The sequence below is a fragment of the Mesorhizobium hunchu genome (genome assembly GCF_040081975.1).
Lineage (GTDB): Bacteria > Pseudomonadota > Alphaproteobacteria > Rhizobiales > Rhizobiaceae > Mesorhizobium > Mesorhizobium hunchu.
In genome coordinates, this window is the sequence record NZ_JBEBMG010000008.1 from 23,272 (window position 1) to 46,609 (window position 23,338).

The window sequence follows — 23,338 nt, forward strand, 5'->3', positions numbered from 1 at the left end:
AAAGCAATTGATATTGTTATAACTGCAGCTGTGAGGAAATCTCACAATCTTAGGGAGCCGCCCTTGCGCAAGCGCCTGCCGCCGCTCAATCCGCTGCGCGCCTTCGAGGCGACGGCGCGGCACGGGTCGCTGACCAAGGCGGCCGAGGAATTGAGCGTCACGCATGGCGCGGTCAGCCACCAGATCAAGGCGCTGGAGCAGTCGCTGGGGGTGAAGCTGTTCGAGCGCGCCGGGCAGCGGCTGAAGCCTACCCCGCACGGTGCCGAACTGCTGCCGGCGGTGTCGTCTGCCTTCGACGGCATCGCGGCGGCGGCGCTGAAACTGACGCGGCCGGCCTCCAGCGGCACCCTGTCGCTCTCCTGCGTGCCGGCCCTGCTGTCGCTGTGGCTGATCCCGCGGCTCGGAACCTTCGTCGCGCAATATCCCGATATCCAGCTCAACCTGACCGGTTCCAACGATCCGCAGAACATCCGCTCGGCGGAATTCGACCTGTGCCTGCTCTATGGCGACGGCAGGTGGAACGATTGCTGGATGCGCAGATGGTCGGGACTGGAACTCTTTCCGGTCGTCAGCCCGACGCTGGTGAACGCCCGTCCGCTGCGGTCGGTGCGCGATCTCGGCAATCATGTGCTGCTGCATGGCGACCACGGGCGCGAGTGGCACACCTGGCTGGCCGCCGCCGATGCGCTCGATCTGGAACGGGGGCGGCGACATCATTTCACCGACGCGCATCTGTCGATCGGGGCTGCGCTGCACGGCCATGGCGTGGCGCTGGGCGACACTGTCACCGCCAGCGGGCTGCTGGCACGCGGGCAACTGGTGGCGCCGTTCGGCCTTGCCGTTCCCGCAGTGGACGATTTCTACGTGGTCTGCCGCAACGAGATGAAATCGGCGCCGATCGTGCGCGTCTTCATCGACTGGCTGTTCGCGGAAAAGATGGAGGCGGATGGCCGGGGCGATCCGCTTGCCGGCGGCCGCATCGGTATGCGCCGGCGCGGGGCGGCGACGCGCTGACCGCGGGACGAGGCGGTGCGGTTTTTTCTATGCCAGGGCCGAAGCAGGCAGCGCTTCGGCGAAATCGATGCTATGAGGCCTGTCGCACAAGCCGGCGTCGCTGAAAACGAGGGTGGAACCGCATGGCCAGGACCGACATAGCGCGGCGGGTTTACAATCATGCCTGGAAGCTCGATCCGATCGTACGCAGCCTGCTCGACACGGATTTCTACAAGCTGCTGATGCTGCAGATGATCTGGGGCATGTATCCCAGGGTTAACGCCACCTTCTCGCTCATCAACCGCAGCGCGGTCCGCCTCGCCGACGAGATCGACGAAGGGGAATTGCGCGAGCAGCTCGATCATGCCCGCACGCTGCGCTTCTCCAAGAAGGAGATGATCTGGCTGGGCGGCAACACCTTCTATGGCCGCAAGCAGATATTCCATCCCGAATTCCTCGCCTGGCTGGAGGATTTTCGGCTGCCCGAATATCACCTGGAGCGGCGCGACGGGCAGTATGAGCTGACCTTCGCCGGCCCGTGGATGTATACCACGCTCTGGGAAATCCCGGCGCTGGCCATCATCAACGAGTTGCGCTCGCGCTCGGCCATGAAGGCGTTCGGTCCCTTCGCGCTGGACGTGCTCTACGCCCGCGCCAAGGCCAGGATGTGGGACAAGACCGAGCGGCTGAAGAAGCTGCCCGACATCTTGATCTCGGACTTCGGCACGCGCCGTCGCCATTCCTTCCTGTGGCAGCGCTGGTGCGTGGAGGCCCTGAAGGAAGGCATCGGCGAAGCCTTCACCGGCACCTCCAACGTGCTTCTGGCGATGGACACCGACCTCGAGGCGCTGGGCACCAACGCGCACGAACTGCCGATGGTGCTGGCCGCGCTCGCCGACACCGAGGAGGAGTTGCGCGCTGCGCCCTACAAGGTGCTGCAGGACTGGCAGCGCTATTACGGCGGCAATCTGCTCATCGTCTTGCCCGACGCCTTCGGCACCGCCGCCTTCCTGCGCGACGCGCCCGAATGGGTTGCCGACTGGACAGGTTTCCGGCCCGACAGCGCGCCGCCGATCGAGGGCGGCGAGAAGATCATCGCCTGGTGGAAGAAGATGGGCCGCGACCCGAAGACGAAGCTGCTGATCTTCTCCGACGGGCTGGAGGTCGACACCATCATCGACACCTATCGGCATTTCCGCGGCAAGGTGCGCATGTCGTTCGGCTGGGGCACCAACCTCACCAACGATTTCGAGGATTGCGCGCCGACGCCGACGGAGGGGCTGAACGCCATCTCGCTCGTCTGCAAGGTGACCGAGGCCGATGGCCGCCCGGCGGTAAAGCTGTCCGACAATCCCGAGAAGGCGACCGGCGATCCGAAGGAGATCGAACGCTATCTGCGGGTGTTCGGCGACAAGGATCGGGTGCGGCATCTGGTGAAGGTGTGAGGCCGCCTTGAGACGCGGCCAGCCAATTCCGCTTTTCTTCCTTCGCGGCGTCCTGCCTTTCGCCGTCACGGCCGCATGTCCCGCGACGGCTTTCGCCCACGCCTCGGACAACGGCCATGTGCTGCTGCTGCCCACCGGCTACTATCTCGTCGGCGGCGCCTTTGCCGTGGCCGTCTCCTTTCTCATGCTGGCGCTCGTTCCCGCCGCAGCGCTGGAGCGGATTTGGCGATCGCGGCTGCCGCTCCTCTCCTTCGGAGACGGTGCGCGCACGGTCGTCTCGCTTGTTTCCTTTGCCGGCTTTGCAAGTCTTGTCGTGGCAGGCTTCTGGGGCAGCCGCGACCCGCTTTCCAATCCGCTGCCGCTGACGATCTGGACGCTGCTGTGGGGCGGGCTGACCCTGCTGCAGGGCCTGTTCGGCGATATCTGGTCGTGGCTCAATCCCTGGTACGGACCGTGGCGGGTGCTTTCGCCGCTGTTCGGGCGAGGGACCGGCCGCCGGCTTGTCGAGCGGCTCGACCTCCTGCCGGCCTTCCTGCTCTTCTTCGCCTTCGCCTGGTTCGAACTGGTCGATCCGGCGCCCGCCGACCCGGCGCGCCTGGCATGGGCGGCTGGCGGCTACTGGCTGTTCAGCTTCGTCGCGATGCTGACTTTCGGCTACGAACGATGGAGCCGAAGCGGCGAGTTCCTTTCCGTTTTCTTCGCCATGGTCGCGCGTTTCGCGCCGCTCGAGCGTAGGGAGGGCCGGCTTTTCCTGCGCTGGCCCGGCGCCAAGCTGCTGGACATGGCGCCGCTGCCGGCAAGCGGCGTCGCCTTCGTGTTGCTCACGCTGTCGTCCGTCTCCTTCGACGGGCTGGCCAGGACGTTCTTCTGGCTCGGCCTCAACGGCATCAACCCGATCGACTATCCGGGACGGACGGCGCTCATCTTCATCTCCACGATGGGTCTGGCGGCGACCTTTGTCGTGCTCGGCGCGCTTTTCCTGTTAGCCGTCGCGGTGGGACAGCTCTTCGCCCGGCGCGCGCCGGCGGGCGCCGCCGGTCTGCTTGTCTGGTCGATCGTGCCGATCGCGCTGGCCTATCATGTCGCCCACTACCTCACCGCGCTGCTGGTCGACGGCCAATACGCCGTCGTCGCGCTCTCGGACCCGTTCGCGCGCGGCTGGAACCTGTTCGGCACGGCGCATATGCAGGTTTCCGCCGGCATCGCCGCCGGCGCGCAGTCCGCCTGGGTGCTGTGGAACTGCCAGGCCGGCGCCATCATCTTCGGCCATGTACTGGCCGTGATCGTCGCCCATTCGCTGGCGTACCGCCTCTATGGCGAAACGCGCGGCGCGGTGCTCAGCCAGTTGCCGCTGACGCTGCTGATGATCGCCTACACCGTGTTCGGCCTGTGGCTGCTGGCGACGCCAGCGGCCGGCTAGGGGGAGCCTCGGATTGCCCCAACGGAAAGCTCGCTTGTCAGTGCGCGGCTTTGATGATTTAGTTTGTATACATGCAATTTTCGATGCTGCCGCGGCAGCTTTGAAAGCATCCGTTTTCGTTGGTCAAAGTCGATAAAACAGGGGAACCGTCATGACTGACCGCAAGGGATTTTTCGATCTTTCGAAGGGCAGGCTGAGCCGCCGAACCGCGCTGAAGGGCCTGGCCGCCGGCGCGGGCCTGGCTGTCGCGCCGGGTTTCGTGCGCTATGCGCAGGCGCAGTCGTCGGAGCCGATCCGGATCGGCTTCCAGGCGCACCGCACCGGTATCGGCGCCGCCTATGGCCGCTGGTACGAGCGCACCACCAATGCCGCGGTCAAGGCGATCAACGCCGCCGGCGGCATCAACGGCCGCCAGGTCGAGATCGTCGTCGAGGACGACGGCACCGACGCCGCGCGCGGCGCCGAGGTGGTGTCCAAACTCGTCAACCAGCACAAGGCCGACATCGTCTACGGCACGCTGTTCTCCAACGTCGTCATCGCCTCCGCGCCGACGGCCGGCGAACTGAAGGTTCCCTACTACGTCGTCTCGGAAGGTTATCATGTCGCGTCGGGCAAGATGAACCGCTGGTGCCTGCAGCCGGGCATCACCGACGTGCGCGCGCAGGTGACCTCCGTCGCGCCGTGGATCGCCGCCAATGCCGGCAAGAAGGTCACGCAGATCTTCCCCGATTACGCCTTCGGCTACGACCATCGCGATTACCTGCCGCCGGCGATGAAGAAGGCCGGCGGCGAGGTCGTCGCGCAGATCGCCATCCCGCCGACGGAATCCTCCTTCACCAAGTATTTTCCCCAGATCCCGCCCGAGACCGAGGTCATCTACCATGTCATGGTCGGACCGGGCGTGCTGACCTTCGTCAAGGAACTCGGCGATTTCTACGGCTCCAGCGGTCCCAAGCTGTTCGGCTTCATCGATTCGCTCGAGGCCGTCGACATCAACTCCCCGGGCCTGGAATATCTCGACGGCAGCCATTTCTGGGAAGGCTCGCCGCGCTATGCGCAGCCGAACGATTCGGAGGCCGAAAAGGCCTATCGCGCCGCCGTCGGCATAGACGACAATGGCGCCGCCGCCGGTGATCCGAAGGATGTCTCCACCGCCGCCCACATGTTCGGCTGCTGGGAAACGCTCTACGTCATCAAGAAAGCGATGGAGGATGCGGATTATAAGGGTCCGCAGGATCGCGCCAAGCTGGTCGAAGCGACCGAGGCGCTGACCGAATTCGCCGAGGGTCCGGAGCACCCGCAGGGCAGGAAGGTGTTCAACGGCAAGATCCATCAGGTGTTCGGCAGCCAGAACATCTCGCAGGTGAAGGACGGCAAGCTCCACGGTGTCCACAAGACGGCGATCGAGGACGGCATGTACGAACCGGAAGCCGACTACACGACGCAGCCGCTCTGAGCGGGTTCCTTGCCTGGGAGATACTGACGACGTATATACGTCGTCAGTATCAATCGATGGAGCGTGTCATGGCCAAGGAAGCCGTCTTCACCATGAAGCTGGAACCGGAACTGCGCGACGCCTTCATGGCCGAAGCGTTGGAGGCGGACCGTCCGGCATCGCAAATCATGCGTGAACTGATGAGGGATTATCTCCTCCGGCGCGAGGAGGAGAAGCGTGGTTACGATGAATTCCTGCGGCGCAAGATCGAACGCTCTCGCAGCTCGATAGCGGCTGGCAGGTGGTCTTCCCACGAGGAGGTTGAAGCCAGGGCCGCAGCCCGGCGCGCCGAACTTCAGCGCCGGATGGATGAGGAAAATTCGTGAAGGTCAGGTGGTCGTCCGACGCGGAGGATGACCGCGATGCAATCAGAGCTTATATCGCTGCGGATAATCCACGAGCGGCACTACGCGTCGACGAGGCTTTTGGCATCGCCGCGGAACGGCTTGGCAATTTTCCCTTCTCCGGACATGTAGGCGCCTTGCCGAATACCCGGCAGGTTCTGGCCCACGATCACTATCGTCTGGTCTATGAAGTTCGTGACGACGCCGTTTGGATCGTCGCCGTTGTCCACACCTCCCGCCAGTGGCCACCTCTCACCGAGGACGAATCCTGAATGGCCTTCGGACCGCATCTCCTGCTCGCCGTGCTCGAAGGCCTTGTCAGCGCCGCGGTGCTGTCGCTGACGGCGCTTGGCCTGTCGCTGGTGTTCGGCGTCATGCGCATCGTCAATGTCGCGCACGGCGAGTTCTTCATGCTCGGCGCTGTGCTTGCCTGGGTGGTCTCCAACATGCTTGGCGCACATCCCGCCGTGGGCTTCGTCGCGGCGCTGGTGGTGGCGCCGCTCGTCGTCGGCGCCATCGCGCTGCTGGCCGAACGCCTTGTGCTCGGGCGGCTGAACTACAATCCCGAATCCACCATCGTCGCCACCATCGGCCTGCTCTATATCATCCAGCAATTGGCGCTGACCTTCTACGGCCCGGAGGCGCGGCCGGTCTCGCCGCCTTTCAGCTACCGCGTGCTCCTGCCGTGGTTTGGCTATTCCGGCTACAAGCTTTCCATCGTCGCCATCGCGGCGCTGCTGCTGGTCGCCACCTGGCTGGTTCTGACGCGCACGAAGATCGGCCTTCTGATGCGCGCCACCCAATATGACAGCGAAACCGCCCAGGCCTTCGCCATTCCGGTCGACCGCGTCTATGCCGGCGTCTTCGCGCTCGGCGCCATGCTGGCGGCGGTCGCAGGCGTGCTGATCGTGCCGATCAGCCAGGCGCATTACCTGATGGGACAGGACCCGCTGCTTCTCTCCTTCATCGTCGTCATCATCGGCGGGCTGGGGTCGCTGCGCGGTACGGTCGTCGCCGCCATCCTGATCGGCCTGTCGGACGGGGTGATCTCGATGTTCTTCTCGCCGACGCTCGCCAAGATCGTCGCAACCCTCGCCGTCGCGCTGGTGCTGGTGTTTCGCCCGCAGGGCCTGTTCGGGGCGGCGCCGCGATGAGGGAGGACGCGTCGCCCGCCAAGGTCTACGGCCTGCATCTTGCCGTGGTGCTCGCCCTGTTCGCCATGAACTTCGTGCTGCCTGCCTATCATCACGGGCTGGTCGCCCGCATCATGGTGCTGGCCATCTTCGCCATGGGTTACAACATGCTGTTCGGCTATGCCGGCCTGCTCAGCCTCGGCCATGCCATGTTCTTTTCCGCCGGCATGTATGGCGCGGGCCTCGCCATGACCCACGCCGGCGCCGGTGTGGCGCTTTCCTTCGTGGCGGGCATCACGGCCGGAGCTGTGCTGTCGCTGGCGGTGGGGCTGTTGGCGCTGCGCACCTCGGGCGTCGCCTTCATGATCGTCACCATGATGTTCGCCCAGGTCTTCTATCTGTTGATCCTCTATTTCGCGGCGTGGACCGGCGGCGACCAGGGACTGGTGCTGCAGCACGGTGCGCGCATCGCCACGCTCGGTTCCCTTTCGCTCGACCTGACGGATCCGACCGTCCGCTACATGACGGCGCTGGCGCTGCTGGCTGTCGCGCTCTTCGTCACCCTCGTCGTCGTGCGCTCGCGCTGGGGCCGCGTCCTAATCGCCATCCGCGGGAACGAGGAGCGCACGCGGATGCTGGGCTATGACACCTTCGCCAACAAGCTGGCGGCGACCGTGCTGTCGGGCACCATCGCGGCAGCCGCGGGCGCTGCCTTCGCGCTGCTGTTCGGCTATGTCGGCGCGAATTTCGCCACCGTGCAATATTCGATCCTGCCGCTGCTCTGGGTGCTGCTCGGCGGCGCGGCCACGACGCTCGGGCCGCTCATCGGCACAGTGGTCATGTATTACATCACCGATACCGCCAGCAGCTACACCTCCGCCTGGCTGCTCATCGTCGGCATCGCGCTGATCGTGCTGGTGCTGTTCTTCCCGAAGGGGATCATGGGCACGCTGCGCAAGAAATGGCTGGGGTGGCTGCCATGACGCCGCCTCCCCCGAAACCGCCTCCCGTGAAACCGTTGCTCGTGACGAAAGGGCTGGCGCGTCACTTCGGCGGCCTGAAGGCGGTCGACGGCGTCGATTTTTCGCTGATGCCCGGCGAAATCCGCGCCGTGATCGGCCCGAACGGCGCCGGCAAGACAACCTTCGTCAGCCTGATCTGCGGCCGCATCCGCCCGACGGCAGGGTCCATCGTCTTCGACGGCGCCGACATCACCAATCTGCCCGCGCATCGCCGGGTGCGGCTCGGCATCGCCTACACATTCCAGATCACCTCGATCTTCCCCGACCTTACCGTCTACGACAATGTCGCCCTGCCGGTGCAGCGCCGGCTGGAAGCCAAGGGAGGCGGTACGCTGCGAGCCGGCGTGATGGAGGCGCTGGAGCGCACCGGACTGGCCGACCGCGCCTATGCGCTTGCCGGCCAGCTAGCCTACGGTCACCAGCGTCTTCTGGAAGTGGCGATGGGCCTGGCGCTGGAGCCGCGTCTGCTTATCCTCGACGAACCGACGCAGGGCCTGTCCGATGGCGAGATCGAAGGTTTCGCCGCGCTCGTGCGCGAGATCGCGCAGAGCGCCACGGTCATGCTGATCGAGCACAACATGCCGCTGGTCATGCAGCTTGCCCATCGCATCACCGTGCTGAATGCCGGGCGCATGCTGGCCGAAGGAACGCCCGAAGAAATCCGTGCGAACGCCGCCGTGCAGGAAGCCTATCTCGGCGGGGTGGAGGAACCGGCGGCATGAACGAGGAGCCGATCCTGACCATCGCCGGCCTCGACTGCTTTTATGGGGCGGTGCAGGTGCTGCACGGCCTGGACCTCGACCTCAGGCGCGGCGAGGTGCTTTGCCTGCTCGGCCGCAACGGCGCCGGCAAGACCACGACGCTCAAGGCGATCATGGGCCTTGTTACGACGGCGGGCGGATCGATCCGGCTGGAGGGGCGTGAACTGGTCGGCCTGCCCGCGCATGAGGTACCCAGGGCCGGCATCGCCTATGTGCCGCAGGGGCGCCGCCTGTTCGCCGAGATGACGGTGGCGGAAAACATCGAGATCGGGCTGATGGCGCGCCGCAAGGGGCGGACGACCCGCGAGTCCGTGCTGGAGCTTTTCCCGTTGCTCAGGCAGCGCCTGTCGCAGCGTTCGGGCACGCTGTCGGGCGGCGAGCAGCAGATGCTGGCCATGGCGCGGGCGCTCTGCCTGGAGCCGAAGGTGCTCCTGCTCGATGAGCCGACCGAGGGGCTGATGCCGTCGATGATCCAGAGGATCCGCGAGACCGTCTCCGGTCTGCGGGCGCGCGGCGTCTCGACCATCCTTGTCGAGCAGCGCGTCGATGCCGTGCTGCCGGTGGCCGACCGCATCGCCTTCATCGAGAACGGCCGCAACCGCGAGACGGTCGATGTCGAGGCCCTGCGCGCCGACCCCGCCGCCATCCGCCGCTATGTGGGCGTCGGGTGAGGGCGGCTCAGGCGCGCTAATCTGCATATGGCCTTCACCCCCACCCCTAACCCCTCCCCACAAGGGGGAGGGGACGCCGGCACCATTGTTTCCCGAAATCACAAACGTTGGCGCATCGTGGCGTCGCCGCAAAATCCCCCTCCCCCTTGTGGGGAGGGGTTAGGGGTGGGGGTGCGCGACCTCTGCGATCTGTCGGAATTAGCCGCCGAATACCCGCCGGCCGTCGATCCACACGCCCTTCACGTCCAGCGCATCCGACAGCGCGACGATGTTGGCGACGTAACCTTCTTTCAGCCGTCCCAGCCTGCCGGCCTGCCCCACAGCCTCGGCCGGATAGAGCGAGGCCATGCGCAGCGCTTCCGCCAGGTCGCAGCCGCGCAGCCGGGAGACGAATTTCACCGCCGAGATCATGTCGAGGTCGGCGCCGGCCAGCGTCCCGTCTTCCAGCCTCAGCGATCCGTCCTTGCGGTGGATGGTGCGCCCGTTCAGCGTGAAGCTGGTCATGTCGGTGCCGATGGTCGCCATCGCGTCGGTGACCAGGAAGATGTGGCCCGGTCCGGCCTTGGCGCCCAGCGCGATTTCCATGGTCGAGGGATGCACGTGGATGCCGTCCGCGATCAGCCCGGCAAACAGCCTGCTGTCGTCGATCGCCGCGCCCGCCAGTCCTGGCTCGCGATTGCCGATCTGGCTCATGGCGTTGAAGAGATGCGTCACCACGCCGGCGCCGGCGTCGGCATAGGCGCCGGCGGTCGCGTAGCCGGCGTCGGAATGGCCGAGGCTGACGACGACGCCTGCGTCCGCCAGGGCGGCGACTTGCTGCGGATCGACCGATTCCGGCGCGACGGTGGTGAGCAATACCGACATGGTGCCACGCGCGGCGATCAGCGCCGCCTGATCCGCGTCAGTCATCGGCCGGATCAGCTTCGGATCATGCGCGCCCTTGCGCGCAATCGACAGATGCGGCCCTTCCAGATGCAGCCCGAGGAAGCCCGGAACGCCCTGTTCCGCCGCCTCTTGACCCGCCTGGATTGCCGCCGCCGTGATCTGCGGCGTATCGGTGATCAGCGTCGGCAGCAGCGCCGTGGTGCCGAAGGGCGCATGCGCAGAGCAGATGGTGCGGATCGTCTCGACGTCGGGCCGGTCGTTCAGCATGACGCCGCCGCCTCCATTGACCTGCAGGTCGATGAAGCCGGGGGCGAGGATGCCGCCGTCCAGGTCGCGAACCTCCATATCGTCGGGAACATCTGCTTTGGCCACGATCCCGGCGACGGTTCCCCCTTCGATCAACAGCGCCGCGTCGTCATGCCAGGCGTCGCCGTCGAAAAGGCGCGCGCCTGCAAGAGCGAAGGAGGGCATCGTAGCCATCACCGCGTCTCCGTCACCTTGCGCAGGTTGGGCGGCTGGTCCGGGTCGAGGCCGCGATGACGGGCGAAGCCCTCGATGAAGCCGTAGAAGGAAACGATCAGCGTCAGCGGATCGGTGAGCGGATGGCCGGTCGCCACATGCGGCAGGTGCATCGCTCTTTGCGCCTTGTCGGAGGTGATGAACACCGCCGCGCCCTTGCTCGTCATGCCGTCTGCCCCTTCGACCAGCGACGGCTCGGAGGCGTCGCGCGCGGCCAGCGCCAGCACGGGGAAGCCCGGGCCGACCAGCGCCAGCGGACCGTGCATCACCTCGGCGGCGCTGTAGGCCTCGGCGTGAACGGAGGAGGTCTCCTTGAATTTCAGCGCCGCTTCGTTCGCCATCGCGAAGGACGGACCGCGGCCGAGGATGAACAGCGAATTGTGGCCGTCGAGCGCTCCTGTCAGCGGGCTCCAGTCGCAGGCGACGGCGCGGCGGAACTGCTCCGGCAGTTTGGCGAGTGCTGCCAGCAGCTTCTCGTCGCCTGTCGCGTGCGCCATCAGCGCAAGGCCGGCGACGGTGGAGTTGACGAAGGTCTTGGTCGCCGCGACGCTGCGCTCGAGGCCGGCCATGATATCGATCGCGTGGTCGCTGGCCGCCGCCAGCGGCGAATCGGCGGTATTGGTCAGCGCGATCGTCAGCGCACCACCTCGGCGCGCGCTTTCGGCCATCGCCACGATGTCCGGGCTCTTGCCGGATTGCGAGATCGCCAGGCAGGCTGCTCCGGCAAGCCTGAGTTGGCGTCCGTAGACGGAGGCGACGGATGGGCCGACCGAGGCGACGGCGAGACCGGCGGTCAATTCGACGGCGTATTTCATGAAGGTGGCGGCATGGTCCGAGGAGCCGCGCGCCACCGTCACCAGGAAATGCGGGTCACGCGCACCGATCGCCCGGCCGGCCTCGGCAAGCACCGCGCCCGACCGGTCGAGCAGCCGCGCCGCCGCTTCCGGTATCTCCTCGATCTCGCGCCGCATGTGGGTGGTCATGGTCTGGCTCCATTGTCGTCGCCCGGCAAGGCCAGGCGCAGTTCGGCGACGAAATCATAGGCGTCGCCCCTGTAGATCGATCGGGTGAATTCGATCACCTTGCCGCTGGCAAGGTAGGAAATGCGTTCGATGCGCAGGCCGGCCGATCCCGGCGCCACCTGCAGCACCCCGGCGTCGGCCGTGCCGAGATTGGCGGCCGAGATGCGCTGCACGGCCCGCACCGGGCGGTTGCCGCTTGCCTCCAGCGCGGCATAGAGCGACGAGCCGATTGCGGAAGGATCGGGCAGGATGCCGGCCGACAGCGAGGCGCGCTCGATGGCCAGTGGCGTGTCGTTGGCGACGCGCAGGCGCGCCACCCGCGCCACCATGTCGTCGGCGGACAGCCCGAGCACCATCATTTCCTCGGGCGACGGGGCGTAAAGGCCACGGTCGAGCCATTCGGAACGCACGCTCATGCCGCGCCGCGCCATGTCCTCGGTAAAGGAGGTCAGTCGGGAAAGAGACTGCTCCACGCGCTCCATGCGCGGGGCGACGAAGGTGCCGGATCCGTGCCGCTGCACCAGGATGCCACCCTTGACCAGATCCTGGACCGCCTTGCGCACCGTCACGCGCGACATGTCGGCCTTGACGGCGATGTCGCGTTCGGAGGGCAGGGCGTCGCCGGGACCGATCACGCCGCGGTTGACGGCGTCCTCGATGCTCTTGCGCAATTGCAGATAGAGCGGCGCGCCGCTCTGGCCCGATTGCCTGAGCGCGGCGAGGATATGGTCGGCCGCCTCGCTCACCGGCCTGCTCCCGCACCCTGTCCGAACAGCCGCGCCGCCATCCGGACCGCGCCGCCGAGGGCATCGTCGAGAGGTGCCCGCAGATGGTCGCGATAGCGCGGCGAAAGGCGCGGCGCGTAGAGCGGGCCGAGCCCGCCGAGAAGGCAGAGAGGGTCAGTGGATCGCAGATCGAGCACGGCGAGCGCCGCCTCGACATCGCCGACCGCCCTGTCGATGATCCATGTGGCGACCGCATCGCCCTTGTCGGCGTTCTCGAACACCTTCGGCGCGAAGCCGCCGAAGTCGCCCGGCTTGGCGTTGGTGGTGAACTCGACCAGATCTTCCGGATTGTCGCGGAACACCGCCATCATCTCCTCCGTCAGCGGCGAGCCGGGGCGGATGCCGTCATGGGCGAGCAGCGTTTGCTCCAGAAGGTCGCGGCCGATGCGCGCGCCGCTGCCCTGGTCGCCGACCTGGAAGCCCCAGCCGCCGATGGCGCGCGAGCGGCCGTCGTGGCGCACCATATAGGCGGAGCCGGTGCCGAGGATCGCCATCGCGCCGTCGCCGGAGCCGACCGCGCCTTCCAGCGCGATCTCGGCGTCGGTCTCGACGCGGCTTGTCGAGAAGGGCAGGATGGCTTCGAGCTGCTGCCGGTAGGTGCCGACATTGGCGCCCGCCAGCCCGAGCACGGCGGGCGTCTGCGCAATCCGTTCGGGGTCTTCGCCGGCCGCCAGCAAAGCCTGTCGCGCCGCCTCCACGATATGCGTGCGGGCGCCGGTGAGGTCGGTGCGGATGTTGGCCGCGCCGCTTTTGGCGCGGGTCAGAACTGTTCCGTCGGCGGTCGCAAGGGCCGCCCTGCAGCTTGTGCCGCCGCCGTCGATGCCAAGCACGAAGATCACGTGATTTCTCCTCAAGGAGGATAATACCAATAAAATACCATTCGCCAAGGATTAATTTGGATTTCGAATTTCCTAACGTCCAATCTATTGTTTTATTTGCAATTTTATAGACCGCCCAATGATCGTCTATTTGAAATCGTTAATCCCGTATGGACAAGTGGTATTTTTTTGGTATGGTTGCCGGGTTGGAGGACACCGAATGGCCGAGCGGCGCACCGAAGCGCACCATCGCAATGCCGAGGGCCTGGATATGCAGGCCCCGGAGGCCATCCTGTCTTCGCTTGCGGCGGGCCAGGTCGAGGCCGCCGGCGCTGTCCACGCAGCCATTCCGCAGATCGCAGCTGCCGCAAGCCTCATCGCCGGGCGATTGAAGGCCGGCGGGCGTCTGGTCTACGCCGCCGCCGGCAGCTCCGGATTGATGGCGCTGGCAGACGCGCTTGAACTGCCCGGCACGTTCGGCATCGCGCGCGACCGCATCCTGGTTCTGCTGGCAGGCGGTGACGCGGCGCTGAAAGATCTTGCCGGCGCGCCGGAAGACGACGTCGACGGGGCGAAGGCCGCCGTAGCTCAGGCCGGCGTCGGCGCGGGCGATTGCCTCATCGCGCTGTCGGCCAGCGGTTCCACTCCTTATGCCGTCGCGGCTTTGCAGGAGGCCGGCCGTCGCGGCGCGGCGACGATCGCGATCGCCAACAACCGGGCGGCGCCGCTGCTCGAAAAGGCCGATGTCGGCATCCTTCTGGAAACGCCGCCAGAAGTGATCGCGGGTTCGACCCGCATGGGCGCCGGGACCGCGCAGAAGATCGCGCTCAACATGTTGTCGACGCTGGCCGCAATCCATCTCGGCCATGTCCATGACGGCTACATGGTCAATCTCATTGCCGACAATTCCAAGCTGCGCGACCGCGCCGCGCGCATCGTTGCGGCTGTCGCCGGCCGCGATCCGCAGGAGGCGGCCGCGCTTCTGGAGGCGAGCGGCGGCGCGGTCAAGACCGCGATCCTGCTGGCGGCAGGCGCCGCCGATGCCGAGGTCGCCAAAAAGCTCCTGGACGGCGCGGGCCAGAAATTGCGGCCCGCTTTGTCCGCGATCCGAGGGGAAGCGGAGGGCGCAACCCTCCGATCTCGTCAAAACCGAACCTGAAAAAGGTCTACAGGGAGACTGAGCATGAAAACGAGACTACTGACCGCAATCCTTCTGGGCTCCAGCATTCTTGGCTATGCCGGGGTCGCCTCGGCGCAGGACGCGACCTTGACCATCGAGAGCTGGCGCAACGACGACCTGTCGATCTGGCAGGACAAGCTGATCCCGGCCTTCGAGGCGAAGAACCCGGGCATCAAGGTGACCTTCGCGCCGTCCGCGCCGACCGAATACGACGCCGCCCTCGGCGCCAAGCTGCAGGCCGGCTCCGCCGGCGACCTGATCACCTGCCGCCCCTTCGACAAGTCGCTGGAACTCTACAACAAGGGCAACCTCGCCGACCTGACGACGCTGCCCGGCATGGAGAATTTCTCCGACGTGGCCAAGTCTGCCTGGACGACCGACGACGGCAAGGCGACCTTCTGCGTGCCGATGGCCTCGGTCCTGCACGGCTTCATCTACAACAAGGACGCTTTCGACCAGCTCGGCATCAAGGTGCCCGAGACCCGCGACGAATTTTTCGCCGCGCTCGACAAGATCAAGGCCGATGGCACCTACATCCCGATGGCGATGGGCACCAAGGATCTGTGGGAAGCCGCCACCATGGGCTACCAGAACATCGGGCCCAACTACTGGAAGGGCGAGGAAGGCCGTCTGGCGCTCATCAAGGGCGAGCAGAAGCTGACCGATCCCGATTGGGTCGCGCCGCTCGAAGAACTGGCCAAGTGGAAGCCCTATCTCGGCGACGGCTTCGAGGCGCAGACCTATCCCGACAGCCAGAACCTGTTCACGCTCGGCCGCGCCGCCATCTATCCGGCCGGCTCGTGGGAGATCGGCCTGTTCAACACCCAGGCTCAGTTCAAGATGGGCGCCTTCCCGCCGCCGGTCGAGAAGAAGGGCGACACCTGCTACATCTCCGACCACAACGACATCGGCATCGGCCTGAACGCGGCGTCCAAGAATGCCGATGCGGCGAAGAAGTTCCTGTCCTGGGTCGCCTCGCCGGAATTCGCCGACATCTACGCCAATTCGCTGCCGGGCTTCTTCAGCCTGAATTCGACGCCGGTGAAGATGCAGGATCCGCTGGCGCAGGAGTTCGTCTCCTGGCGCGGCAAGTGCAAGTCGACCATCCGCTCGACCTACCAGATCCTGTCGCGCGGCACGCCGAACCTCGAGAACGAGACCTGGGTCGAGACGGCCAATGTCATCAACGGCACCGAGACGCCTGAGCAGGCCGCCAAGAAGCTGCAGGACGGCCTCGATAGCTGGTACAAGCCGGCGAAGTAACCACGCCGATACTCGGGCTCTCCTGAACGGAGGCCCGGGTTACGGAGACGAGGTGAAGGCGGCGCCGCGTTCGGCGCCGACCTTCATCCTGTTCCGCAAGCGCGGGCAGCATTGCGTCCATAACCGCCGCCCGTCATGATCGCGGGATCAGCGCGCCCGGCATGGATGCCCTGCCTTGCACAAAATGAAGACCTGACCGGACGGGGACCGCGTTCATGGCCGCAGAAGCAGCACCGAAGAAAGCGATCCGCTGGCATATCGCCGTGTTTCTGGCGCCGGCGGTGCTGGTCTATACGGCGATCATGATCCTGCCGCTGTTCGGCACGCTGCAGCTTGCCCTGTTCCGCAGCGTCGCGCAGGTGCAGACCTTCGTCGGACTGGGCAATTTCCGCACCCTGTTCGGCGATCCGAACTGGTCGGCGGGCTTCTGGAACGCATTGAGAAACAATCTCGTCTTCTTCGTCATCCACATGCTGGTGCAGAACCCGATCGGCGTCGTGCTGGCGGCGCTCCTGTCCTCGCCGCGGCTGCGCTTCTCCGCTTTCTACCGCACGGCGATCTTCGTGCCGACGGTGCTGTCCTTCGTCGTCGTCGGCTTCGCCTGGAAGCTCATCCTGTCGCCCATCTGGGGCGTCGCGCCGAGCCTGCTCGACCTGGTCGGCCTGAAGAGCCTGTTCAGCCCCTGGCTCGGCAAGGAAAGCAGCGCGCTCATCGCGCTCAGCCTTGTTTCGGTGTGGCAGTTCGTCGGCATCCCGATGATGTTGATCTACGCCGCGCTGCTGTCGATCCCCGACGAGGTGATCGAGGCCGCCGAATGCGACGGCGTCACCGGCATGGCGCAATTCTGGAAGATCAAGCTGCCGCTCATCCTGCCGGCGATCGGCATCATCTCGATCCTCACCTTCGTCGGCAATTTCAACGCCTTCGACCTGATCTACACGGCCCAGGGCGCGCTGGCCGGCCCAAACTATTCCACCGACATCCTCGGCACCTTCCTCTACCGCGCCTTCTTCGGTTTCCAGTTGCAGGTGGGGGATCCGAACATGGGAGCCGCGATCGCCACCATGATGTTCCTAATCATCTTGGTCGGCGTGTGCATCTATCTCTTCCTCGTGCAGACGCGCCTGCGTCGCTACCAGTTCTGAGGCGCGTGACATGAGCAAGGCCACCGCATCACCGGCGCGCAGCATCGCGGCCCACGGCGTGCTGATCCTCTACACGCTTATCGCGCTGTTTCCTGTCTTCATCATCGTCGTCAACTCGTTCAAGGCGCGCAACGCAATCTTCCGCACGCCGCTGATGCCGCCGACATCGAGCACGTTCGACCCGGTCGGCTATGCGACCGTGCTGCACCAGGGCAATTTCGTGCTCTATTTCCAGAACAGCCTGGTCGTCACCGTCGCGTCGCTGTTCTTCGTGCTCCTGTTCGGCGCGATGGCGGCTTTCGCGCTGTCGGAATACCGCTTTCGCGGCAACGCGCTGATGGGTCTCTATCTGGCGCTCGGCATCATGATCCCGATCCGCCTGGCCACGGTCGCGATCCTGCAACTCATGGTCAAGACCGGCTTGGTCAACACGCTCACGGCGCTCATCCTGGTCTATACCGCCCAGGGCCTGCCGCTCGCCATCTTCATCCTGTCGGAGTTCATGAAGAGCGTGTCCGACGATCTGAAGAACGCCGGGCGCATCGACGGGCTTTCCGAATACACCATCTTCTTCCGGCTGGTGCTGCCGCTGGTCAGGCCGGCCATGGCGACGGTCGCGGTCTTCACTATGATCCCGATCTGGAACGACCTCTGGTTCCCGCTGATCCTGGCGCCCTCGGAGGCCACCAAGACCGTGACGCTCGGCGCCCAGCTCTTCCTCGGCCAGTTCGTCACCAACTGGAACGCGGTACTGGCCGCTCTGTCGCTGGCCATCCTGCCGGTTCTGGTTCTCTACGTCGTCTTCTCGCGGCAACTGATCCGCGGCATCACCTCGGGAGCGGTGAAGTGATGCGCCGTTCACAGCAGATTGGCGGGAAGCACTCCCACCGGCGTCATCCCGGAACGACGTCGAGCAAGGCGAGACTTCGTATCCGGGATCCATTCCGGAACATAGAAAAGTCAGGGAGTGGATCCCGGATAGCGTCCTTCCGCTTCGCTCCAGTCCGCTTCCGGGATGACGCTTGTTCGGCAAAGGCAGTCCCATGATCGATGCATTGACAAAACCCCTGCGCGTCGTCGTCGCCGGGCTCGGCAATATGGGTCGCAGCCACGCGCTGGCCTATCACGAGAATCCGGGCTTCGAGATCGCGGCGCTCGTCAACCGTTCGGACGTGCCGTTGCCCGGCGGGCTGGCCGGCCACGAAATCCGCCGCTCCTTCGAGGAGGCATTGCGCGACGAGAGGCCGGATGTCGCCTGCGTCGCCACCTATTCCGACAGCCACGCCGACTATGCGGTGGCGGCGCTGGAAGCCGGCTGCCACGTCTTCGTGGAAAAGCCGCTGGCCACCACCGTCGCAGATGCACGGCGCGTGGTCGATGCCGCCAGGGCCAACGGCAAAAAGCTCGTCGTCGGCTATATCCTGCGCCATCATCCTTCCTGGATGCGGTTGATCGCCGAGGCGCGCGAACTGGGCGGCCCTTATGTCTTCCGCATGAACTTGAATCAACAATCGTCGGGAAAGACCTGGCAGACGCACAGGCAGTTAATGCAGACCACCTCGCCGATCGTCGACTGCGGCGTGCACTATCTCGACGTCATGCTCCAGATCACCGACGCGCGGCCGGTCGAGGTGCGCGGCATGGGGGTGCGGCTCTCCGACGAGATCAGGCCCGACATGTACAATTACGGCCATCTGCAGGTGCTGTTCGACGACGGTTCGGTCGGCTGGTACGAGGCCGGCTGGGGGCCGATGATCTCGGAGACGGCGTTCTTCGTGAAAGACGTGATGTCTCCGAAAGGCTGCGTGTCCATCGTGATGGCCGAAGGCGTGAAGTCGGACGACATCGACACGCACACCAAAACCTCGACCATCAAGGTCCATTCGGCCGAGACCGGGCCGAACGGCGCCTTCACCACGCCGGACCGGGTCCTCTCCATGCAGGGAGAACCGGGGCACCAGGAACTGTGCGACCGCGAGCAGGCCTTCCTGCTCAAGGCCATCCGCGAGGACATCGACCTGACCCGCCATATGGAAGACGCGGTCCGCTCGCTCGCCGTCTGCCTGGCGGCGGACGAGAGCGTGCGCACGGGCATGGCCGTCAAACTCTGAGGAAAATGCCGTGGGCTCACTGAAAATCGAAAACGTCAAGAAGGCCTTCGGCCCCGTTGAGGTGCTGAAGGGCATCGACCTCGACGTGAAGGACGGCGAATTCGTCGTCTTCGTCGGTCCGTCCGGCTGCGGGAAGTCGACGCTGCTGCGCGTCATCGCCGGGCTCGAGGATTCGACCTCCGGGCGCGTGCTGATCGACGGCGACGACGTGTCGGCCGTCCCGCCGGCCAGGCGCGGCATTGCCATGGTGTTCCAGACCTACGCGCTCTATCCGCACCTCACCGTGCGCGACAACATGGCGCTGGGCCTCAAGCAGGCGGGCGAGGAGGCCGCCGAAATCGACAAGCGCATCGCCGCTGCCTCGGCCATGCTGGGCCTCGAGCCGTATCTCAAGCGCCGGCCGGCGGAGCTCTCCGGCGGCCAGCGCCAGCGCGTCGCCATCGGCCGCGCCGTTGTGCGCGAGCCCAAGCTCTTTCTGTTCGACGAGCCGCTGTCGAACCTCGACGCCGCGCTTCGCGTCAACACGCGGCTGGAAATCGCCCAACTCCACCGGCGGCTGACGGCGACGATGATCTACGTCACCCACGACCAGGTCGAGGCGATGACGCTGGCGGACAAGATCGTGGTGCTCAACGCCGGCCGCATCGAGCAGGTCGGGCGGCCGATGGAGCTTTACGATACGCCGGCTAATGAATTCGTCGCGGGCTTCATCGGATCGCCGAAGATGAACTTCATCGACGGCGCGCGGCTTGGCGAGACGGTCAAGACGATCGGCGTGCGGCCCGAGCACATCAGCCTCGATCCCGCCAAAGGCGACTGGAAGGGCACCGTCGTCCATGCCGAGCATCTCGGCGCCGACACCAACCTCTATCTCGACTGCGAAAAGGCCGGGCTGATCACCGTGCGCCTGTTCGGCACCTACGCGGCAGAACCGGGCGCGACGCTCTACGCGACGCCGCAACCCGGCAAGACCTACCGCTTCGACGCCGACGGCAGGACGGTGCGGTAGGGTATTCTATACCCTGCAAACGGACGGGGGCTATCGCATATGGCTTTCGTTAAATGCGACGGTCCAGCACCCCACCCCTTGCCCTCCCCACAGGGGGGAGGGGATCTTGCGGCGGTTCTGCAATGTCGCAACGTTGATCATTCGGTCGAAGCGACGGTGTCGGCGTCTCCCTCCCCCTTGTGGGGAGGGGACAGGGGTGGGGGTGCGCCGTCATATGCCTCAAGGAGCCCGGATCAGGCGTCCGCTTCTACCGTCTGCTTCTGCGTACCGAGGCCTTCGATGCCGAGTTCCACCACGTCGCCGGCCTTGAGATAGCGCGGCGGCTTCATGCCCATGCCGACGCCGGGCGGCGTGCCGGTGGAGATGACGTCGCCGGGCATCAGGCTCATGAACTGGCTGAGATAGGACACCAGGAAAGCGACGCCGTAGATCATCGTCTTCGATGATCCGTCCTGCATGGTCTGGCCATTGACCTTCAGCCACATGCCGAGATTCTGCGGATCGGCCACCTCGTCCTTCGTCACCAGCCACGGTCCGATCGGGCCGAACGTGTCGCAACTCTTGCCCTTGGTCCACTGGCCCTGCCGCTCGGCCTGGAAGGCGCGCTCGGACACGTCGTGCGAGACGCAATAGCCGGCGACATAGTCCAACGCCTCGGCTTCGGAGACGTATTTCGCCTTTTTGCCGATAACGACGCCGAGCTCGACCTCCCAATCGGTCTTTTCGGAACCGCGCGGAATGCGCACCGTGTCGTCGGGGCCGACGATGGCCGAGGTCGCCTTCATGAAGATGATCGGCTCAGGCGGCACGGCAGCACCCGTCTCGGCGGCATGGTCTGAGTAGTTGAGGCCGATGCAGATGAATTTGCCCACGCCCGCCACGCAGGCGCCGAGGCGCGGCTTGCCGGAGACCGCCGGAAGCGAATTCGGATCGAGTTTTGCCAATCGCGCCAGCGAAGACGGGTCGAGCGCACCGCCGCCGATGTCGTCGACATGCGCCGAAAGGTCCCGAATGGCGCCGTCGGCGTCCAGAAGGCCGGGCTTCTCGGCGCCCGCTTCGCCATAACGCAGCAGTTTCATGGAAATGTCCTCTCCTGTCGGTTCGGCGGGCTCTTTCCGCCAGAATGAAAAACGTCGATCGCGCGAGCGGAAACTACCCAAACCAGCGCGCTGCCGGAAGCGTGAATACGGGGACTCCGTGCCGGCCCGTGCGAATTTCAGACCGCCCGATCAGATCGACCAGCCGCCGTCGATATTGTAGGCCTGCCCGGTCGTATAGGTGGCGCCGGCCAGATAGACGGCGAGATCGGCGATTTCCTCCGGCGTGCCGAGACGGCCCATCGGCTGGCGGGCGATGAAGGCGGCGCGGGCCGCGTCGTAGTCGCCGCCGGCGCGCATCCGGCCTTCCAGCGAAGGGCTTTCCACCGTGCCGGGGCAGATGGCGTTGCAGCGGATGCCCTGGGCGACGTAGTCAGCCGCGACCGCCTTGGTCAGGCCGATGACCGCTGCCTTGGAAAGCCCGTAGACGAAGCGGTTGGGCACGCCTTTTACCGAACTCGCCAGCGACGACATGTTGATGATGGCGCCGCTGCCTCGCTCCAGCATGCCCGGCAACACGGCGCGGATGGTGCGCACCATGGCGCGCACGTTCAGGTCCAGCGCGAAGTCGAGGTCGCTGTCCTTCATGTCGAGGATCGTTCCGCCATGGACGAAGCCGGCGCAGTTGAACAGAACATCGACGGGACCGATCTCGGCGAAGCCGGCCTTCACCGCATCCGCGTCGAGCACGTCGAGCCGGCGCGTGACGACGCCTCTCGTGCCTTCCAGTTCGGCGAGCGCCTTGTCGTTGATGTCGGTGGCGTGGACTGTGGCACCGGCGGCCGCGAAAGCCAGCGCGCTGGCGCGCCCTATGCCCTGCGCCGCCGCGGTGATGACGACGCTCTTGCCTGTCAGATCCTGCGACATGAGGTTTCCTCGAATTGCGGCCAGACGGTCTTGCCGGGAACAGCCTCAGGCAATGTGCCAGTTCGGCGCATCCGCTGCACCTGCCGAGGCCAAATGTTTTTTCTCGATAAAGAACCGGAACTGGTCCGTCAAGACGCTGCCGGGCGCGTTCAAACGCGGCACAGCATCCGGGCGAACAGCCGGTCGCGCGGATTGTAGCGGGGATCGTTGCCGAAGAACGTCTCCGGCATAATGCTCAAGCTATCGATGCCGGCGAGTTCGAAGGTGCGGAAGCCGGCGCCGCTGCCGCCGCTGATCTGGACGGCGGAAAGCAGCAGCCTGCCGCCGGCGTCATGGCCAAGGACATAGGGATCGACGACGCGCCGGCTACCGTCATAGTCGAAGGACAGGCGCCGGCGGTTGCGGATCGCCTCGCAGATCGTTTCTTCGGACGTCATCTTTTCCCGACCCAATGCCGGTCGGGAGATAGTGCGATGTCGGCCCGCCGCCAGTCACGGCGCGCGACGATGTCAGCCGACGAAGGCGCGCTCGACGACGAAGGTGGCGGGATGGCTGAGCGAACCCTCGACGAAGCCGAGCCCCTCCGCCAGCTCCTTGACGTCCTTGAGCATGTGCATCGAGCCGCAGATCATAATGCGGTCGGTCTCGGGATCGAGCCTGTGGATGCCGAGGTCGGCGTGGAACTTGCCGGAGCCGATCAGCGCGGTGATGCGGCCCATGCGCTCGCTCTCCTCGCGCGTCGTCGAATTGTAGAGCGTGACGCGGCCACTGGTGAATTCGCCGATCAGCGGATCGTCCGCCAGCGCCGCCACCAGTTCCTGGCCGTAAGCCAATTCGGCCACGTCGCGGCAGGTATGGGTCAGGACCACCTGCTCGAACTTCTCGTAAGTGTCGGGGTCGCGCAGCAGCGAGGCGAAGGGCGCGATGCCGGTGCCGGTCGAGATCATGAACAGGCGCTTCGCCGGCGTCAGCGCGTCGAGCACCAGCGTGCCGGTGGCCTTCGGGCGCACCAGGACCGTGTCGCCGACCTGGATCTTCTGCAGTTCCGAGGTCAGCGGGCCGTCCGGTACCTTGATGGAGAAGAACTCCAGTTCCTCGTCCCAGGCGGGACTCGCCACCGAATAGGCGCGGTACACCGGCTTCTCGGCATTGGGCAGGCCGATCATCACGAACTCGCCGGAGCGGAAGCGCAGGGACTGCGGCCGGGTGATGCGGAACGAAAACAGCCGGTCCGTATAATGCCTGACCGAGACGACGGTCTCGGCATGGACGTTCGCGGGGATGGGAAAGCGCGGCGCGCGTTCGGCCGTATCTGTTGCAAGGGCAGAGGGCATTGCGGGACAGCTTCCTGCG

24 protein-coding genes are annotated in these 23,338 nt (G+C 65.7%); 16 read left to right on the top strand and 8 right to left on the bottom strand.

Annotated elements, in window-relative coordinates; translation table 11 throughout:
- The first annotated feature begins 63 nt into the window (after positions 1 to 63).
- The 10 genes from ABMA46_RS14945 (at position 64) to ABMA46_RS14990 (ending at position 9,284) form a co-directional block, all read left to right on the top strand.
- Positions 64 to 1,014: a LysR substrate-binding domain-containing protein gene (locus tag ABMA46_RS14945; RefSeq protein ID WP_349000472.1), complete on the top strand. Its 951-nt coding sequence runs from the start codon at positions 64 to 66 to the stop codon at positions 1,012 to 1,014.
- A 122-nt stretch (positions 1,015 to 1,136) separates the two neighbouring features.
- A complete protein-coding gene (gene pncB, locus ABMA46_RS14950; RefSeq protein ID WP_349000474.1) occupies positions 1,137 to 2,438 on the top strand; it encodes a nicotinate phosphoribosyltransferase in 1,302 nt (433 codons plus the stop codon).
- A gap of 7 nt (positions 2,439 to 2,445) precedes the next feature.
- Complete coding sequence (locus ABMA46_RS14955; RefSeq protein ID WP_425475753.1) at positions 2,446 to 3,858, top strand: hypothetical protein; 1,413 nt, start codon at positions 2,446 to 2,448, stop codon at positions 3,856 to 3,858.
- Between the two features lie 151 nt (positions 3,859 to 4,009).
- Positions 4,010 to 5,314 carry an ABC transporter substrate-binding protein gene (locus tag ABMA46_RS14960; RefSeq protein ID WP_349000475.1) on the top strand — a complete coding sequence of 435 codons (1,305 nt, stop codon included), beginning with the start codon at positions 4,010 to 4,012 and terminating at the stop codon, positions 5,312 to 5,314.
- Positions 5,315 to 5,382: 68 nt separating this feature from the next.
- On the top strand, positions 5,383 to 5,679 hold the full coding sequence (locus ABMA46_RS14965; RefSeq protein ID WP_349000477.1) for an antitoxin of toxin-antitoxin stability system: 297 nt from the start codon (positions 5,383 to 5,385) through the stop codon (positions 5,677 to 5,679).
- On the top strand, positions 5,676 to 5,969 hold the full coding sequence (locus tag ABMA46_RS21385) for a type II toxin-antitoxin system RelE/ParE family toxin (RefSeq protein ID WP_425475754.1): 294 nt from the start codon (positions 5,676 to 5,678) through the stop codon (positions 5,967 to 5,969). Before ABMA46_RS14965 ends, ABMA46_RS21385 begins: the two co-directional genes overlap by 4 nt.
- Positions 5,970 to 6,851 (top strand): branched-chain amino acid ABC transporter permease, encoded by an 882-nt coding sequence (locus ABMA46_RS14975; protein ID WP_349000480.1) that lies wholly within the window; start codon positions 5,970 to 5,972, stop codon positions 6,849 to 6,851.
- Complete coding sequence (locus ABMA46_RS14980; protein ID WP_349000481.1) at positions 6,848 to 7,813, top strand: branched-chain amino acid ABC transporter permease; 966 nt, start codon at positions 6,848 to 6,850, stop codon at positions 7,811 to 7,813. Before ABMA46_RS14975 ends, ABMA46_RS14980 begins: the two co-directional genes overlap by 4 nt.
- A gap of 26 nt (positions 7,814 to 7,839) precedes the next feature.
- A complete protein-coding gene (locus ABMA46_RS14985) occupies positions 7,840 to 8,574 on the top strand; it encodes an ABC transporter ATP-binding protein (RefSeq protein ID WP_349000483.1) in 735 nt (244 codons plus the stop codon).
- Positions 8,571 to 9,284, top strand: a complete 714-nt coding sequence (locus ABMA46_RS14990; protein WP_349000484.1) for an ABC transporter ATP-binding protein — start codon at positions 8,571 to 8,573, stop codon at positions 9,282 to 9,284. Before ABMA46_RS14985 ends, ABMA46_RS14990 begins: the two co-directional genes overlap by 4 nt.
- A gap of 198 nt (positions 9,285 to 9,482) precedes the next feature.
- Here the strand turns inward: ABMA46_RS14990 and nagA are convergent, their stop codons facing one another.
- From nagA to ABMA46_RS15010, 4 genes are read right to left on the bottom strand one after another with little or no spacing between them, the layout of a single operon-like run.
- Positions 9,483 to 10,649 (bottom strand): N-acetylglucosamine-6-phosphate deacetylase, encoded by a 1,167-nt coding sequence (gene nagA, locus ABMA46_RS14995; RefSeq protein ID WP_349000486.1) that lies wholly within the window; start codon positions 10,647 to 10,649, stop codon positions 9,483 to 9,485.
- On the bottom strand, positions 10,649 to 11,671 hold the full coding sequence (locus ABMA46_RS15000) for an SIS domain-containing protein (RefSeq protein WP_349000488.1): 1,023 nt from the start codon (positions 11,669 to 11,671) through the stop codon (positions 10,649 to 10,651). Before ABMA46_RS15000 ends, nagA begins: the two co-directional genes overlap by 1 nt.
- Positions 11,668 to 12,456 carry a GntR family transcriptional regulator gene (locus tag ABMA46_RS15005; protein ID WP_349000490.1) on the bottom strand — a complete coding sequence of 263 codons (789 nt, stop codon included), beginning with the start codon at positions 12,454 to 12,456 and terminating at the stop codon, positions 11,668 to 11,670. Before ABMA46_RS15005 ends, ABMA46_RS15000 begins: the two co-directional genes overlap by 4 nt.
- Positions 12,453 to 13,334 (bottom strand): glucosamine kinase nucleotide-binding domain-containing protein, encoded by an 882-nt coding sequence (locus tag ABMA46_RS15010; protein ID WP_349000491.1) that lies wholly within the window; start codon positions 13,332 to 13,334, stop codon positions 12,453 to 12,455. The genes ABMA46_RS15005 and ABMA46_RS15010 overlap by 4 nt, the downstream gene beginning before the upstream one ends.
- A gap of 199 nt (positions 13,335 to 13,533) precedes the next feature.
- On the opposite strand from ABMA46_RS15010, the gene ABMA46_RS15015 reads away from it, so the two are divergent.
- From ABMA46_RS15015 to ABMA46_RS15040, 6 genes are all read left to right on the top strand, one after another.
- On the top strand, positions 13,534 to 14,472 hold the full coding sequence (locus tag ABMA46_RS15015) for an N-acetylmuramic acid 6-phosphate etherase (RefSeq protein ID WP_349000493.1): 939 nt from the start codon (positions 13,534 to 13,536) through the stop codon (positions 14,470 to 14,472).
- Between the two features lie 24 nt (positions 14,473 to 14,496).
- Positions 14,497 to 15,756 (top strand): ABC transporter substrate-binding protein, encoded by a 1,260-nt coding sequence (locus tag ABMA46_RS15020; RefSeq protein WP_349000495.1) that lies wholly within the window; start codon positions 14,497 to 14,499, stop codon positions 15,754 to 15,756.
- A 215-nt stretch (positions 15,757 to 15,971) separates the two neighbouring features.
- Positions 15,972 to 16,901 carry a carbohydrate ABC transporter permease gene (locus tag ABMA46_RS15025; protein WP_349000497.1) on the top strand — a complete coding sequence of 310 codons (930 nt, stop codon included), beginning with the start codon at positions 15,972 to 15,974 and terminating at the stop codon, positions 16,899 to 16,901.
- A gap of 10 nt (positions 16,902 to 16,911) precedes the next feature.
- Entirely contained in the window at positions 16,912 to 17,751 is an 840-nt protein-coding gene (locus ABMA46_RS15030; RefSeq protein WP_349000499.1) for a carbohydrate ABC transporter permease, read from the top strand.
- A gap of 193 nt (positions 17,752 to 17,944) precedes the next feature.
- Positions 17,945 to 19,012 (top strand): Gfo/Idh/MocA family protein, encoded by a 1,068-nt coding sequence (locus ABMA46_RS15035; RefSeq protein ID WP_349000500.1) that lies wholly within the window; start codon positions 17,945 to 17,947, stop codon positions 19,010 to 19,012.
- 10 nt (positions 19,013 to 19,022) lie between these two features.
- Positions 19,023 to 20,021 carry an ABC transporter ATP-binding protein gene (locus tag ABMA46_RS15040; protein WP_349000502.1) on the top strand — a complete coding sequence of 333 codons (999 nt, stop codon included), beginning with the start codon at positions 19,023 to 19,025 and terminating at the stop codon, positions 20,019 to 20,021.
- Positions 20,022 to 20,254: 233 nt separating this feature from the next.
- On the opposite strand, the gene ABMA46_RS15045 is transcribed toward ABMA46_RS15040, so the two are convergent.
- From ABMA46_RS15045 to ABMA46_RS15060, 4 genes are all read right to left on the bottom strand, one after another.
- Positions 20,255 to 21,100: a fumarylacetoacetate hydrolase family protein gene (locus ABMA46_RS15045; protein WP_349000503.1), complete on the bottom strand. Its 846-nt coding sequence runs from the start codon at positions 21,098 to 21,100 to the stop codon at positions 20,255 to 20,257.
- A gap of 150 nt (positions 21,101 to 21,250) precedes the next feature.
- Positions 21,251 to 21,985: an SDR family oxidoreductase gene (locus tag ABMA46_RS15050; protein ID WP_349000505.1), complete on the bottom strand. Its 735-nt coding sequence runs from the start codon at positions 21,983 to 21,985 to the stop codon at positions 21,251 to 21,253.
- Between the two features lie 149 nt (positions 21,986 to 22,134).
- Entirely contained in the window at positions 22,135 to 22,422 is a 288-nt protein-coding gene (locus tag ABMA46_RS15055) for a WYL domain-containing protein (protein ID WP_349000507.1), read from the bottom strand.
- A 72-nt stretch (positions 22,423 to 22,494) separates the two neighbouring features.
- Entirely contained in the window at positions 22,495 to 23,319 is an 825-nt protein-coding gene (locus tag ABMA46_RS15060) for a ferredoxin--NADP reductase (protein WP_349000509.1), read from the bottom strand.
- Between the last annotated feature and the right edge of the window lie 19 nt (positions 23,320 to 23,338).

Bases quoted from the DNA above. Each gene is read 5' to 3' on its own strand.
- pncB (WP_349000474.1), top strand. From the start codon at position 1,137: ATGGCCAGGACCGACATAGCGCGGCGGGTTTACAATCATGCCTGGAAG.
- ABMA46_RS14960 (WP_349000475.1), top strand. From the start codon at position 4,010: ATGACTGACCGCAAGGGATTTTTCGATCTTTCGAAGGGCAGGCTGAGC.
- ABMA46_RS14965 (WP_349000477.1), top strand. From the start codon at position 5,383: ATGGCCAAGGAAGCCGTCTTCACCATGAAGCTGGAACCGGAACTGCGC.
- ABMA46_RS14975 (WP_349000480.1), top strand. From the start codon at position 5,970: ATGGCCTTCGGACCGCATCTCCTGCTCGCCGTGCTCGAAGGCCTTGTC.
- ABMA46_RS14980 (WP_349000481.1), top strand. From the start codon at position 6,848: ATGAGGGAGGACGCGTCGCCCGCCAAGGTCTACGGCCTGCATCTTGCC.
- ABMA46_RS14990 (WP_349000484.1), top strand. From the start codon at position 8,571: ATGAACGAGGAGCCGATCCTGACCATCGCCGGCCTCGACTGCTTTTAT.
- nagA (WP_349000486.1), bottom strand. From the start codon at position 10,649: ATGGCTACGATGCCCTCCTTCGCTCTTGCAGGCGCGCGCCTTTTCGAC.
- ABMA46_RS15000 (WP_349000488.1), bottom strand. From the start codon at position 11,671: ATGACCACCCACATGCGGCGCGAGATCGAGGAGATACCGGAAGCGGCG.
- ABMA46_RS15015 (WP_349000493.1), top strand. From the start codon at position 13,534: ATGGCCGAGCGGCGCACCGAAGCGCACCATCGCAATGCCGAGGGCCTG.
- ABMA46_RS15020 (WP_349000495.1), top strand. From the start codon at position 14,497: ATGAAAACGAGACTACTGACCGCAATCCTTCTGGGCTCCAGCATTCTT.
- ABMA46_RS15025 (WP_349000497.1), top strand. From the start codon at position 15,972: ATGGCCGCAGAAGCAGCACCGAAGAAAGCGATCCGCTGGCATATCGCC.
- ABMA46_RS15030 (WP_349000499.1), top strand. From the start codon at position 16,912: ATGAGCAAGGCCACCGCATCACCGGCGCGCAGCATCGCGGCCCACGGC.
- ABMA46_RS15035 (WP_349000500.1), top strand. From the start codon at position 17,945: ATGATCGATGCATTGACAAAACCCCTGCGCGTCGTCGTCGCCGGGCTC.
- ABMA46_RS15045 (WP_349000503.1), bottom strand. From the start codon at position 21,100: ATGAAACTGCTGCGTTATGGCGAAGCGGGCGCCGAGAAGCCCGGCCTT.
- ABMA46_RS15050 (WP_349000505.1), bottom strand. From the start codon at position 21,985: ATGTCGCAGGATCTGACAGGCAAGAGCGTCGTCATCACCGCGGCGGCG.
- ABMA46_RS15055 (WP_349000507.1), bottom strand. From the start codon at position 22,422: ATGACGTCCGAAGAAACGATCTGCGAGGCGATCCGCAACCGCCGGCGC.
- ABMA46_RS15060 (WP_349000509.1), bottom strand. From the start codon at position 23,319: ATGCCCTCTGCCCTTGCAACAGATACGGCCGAACGCGCGCCGCGCTTT.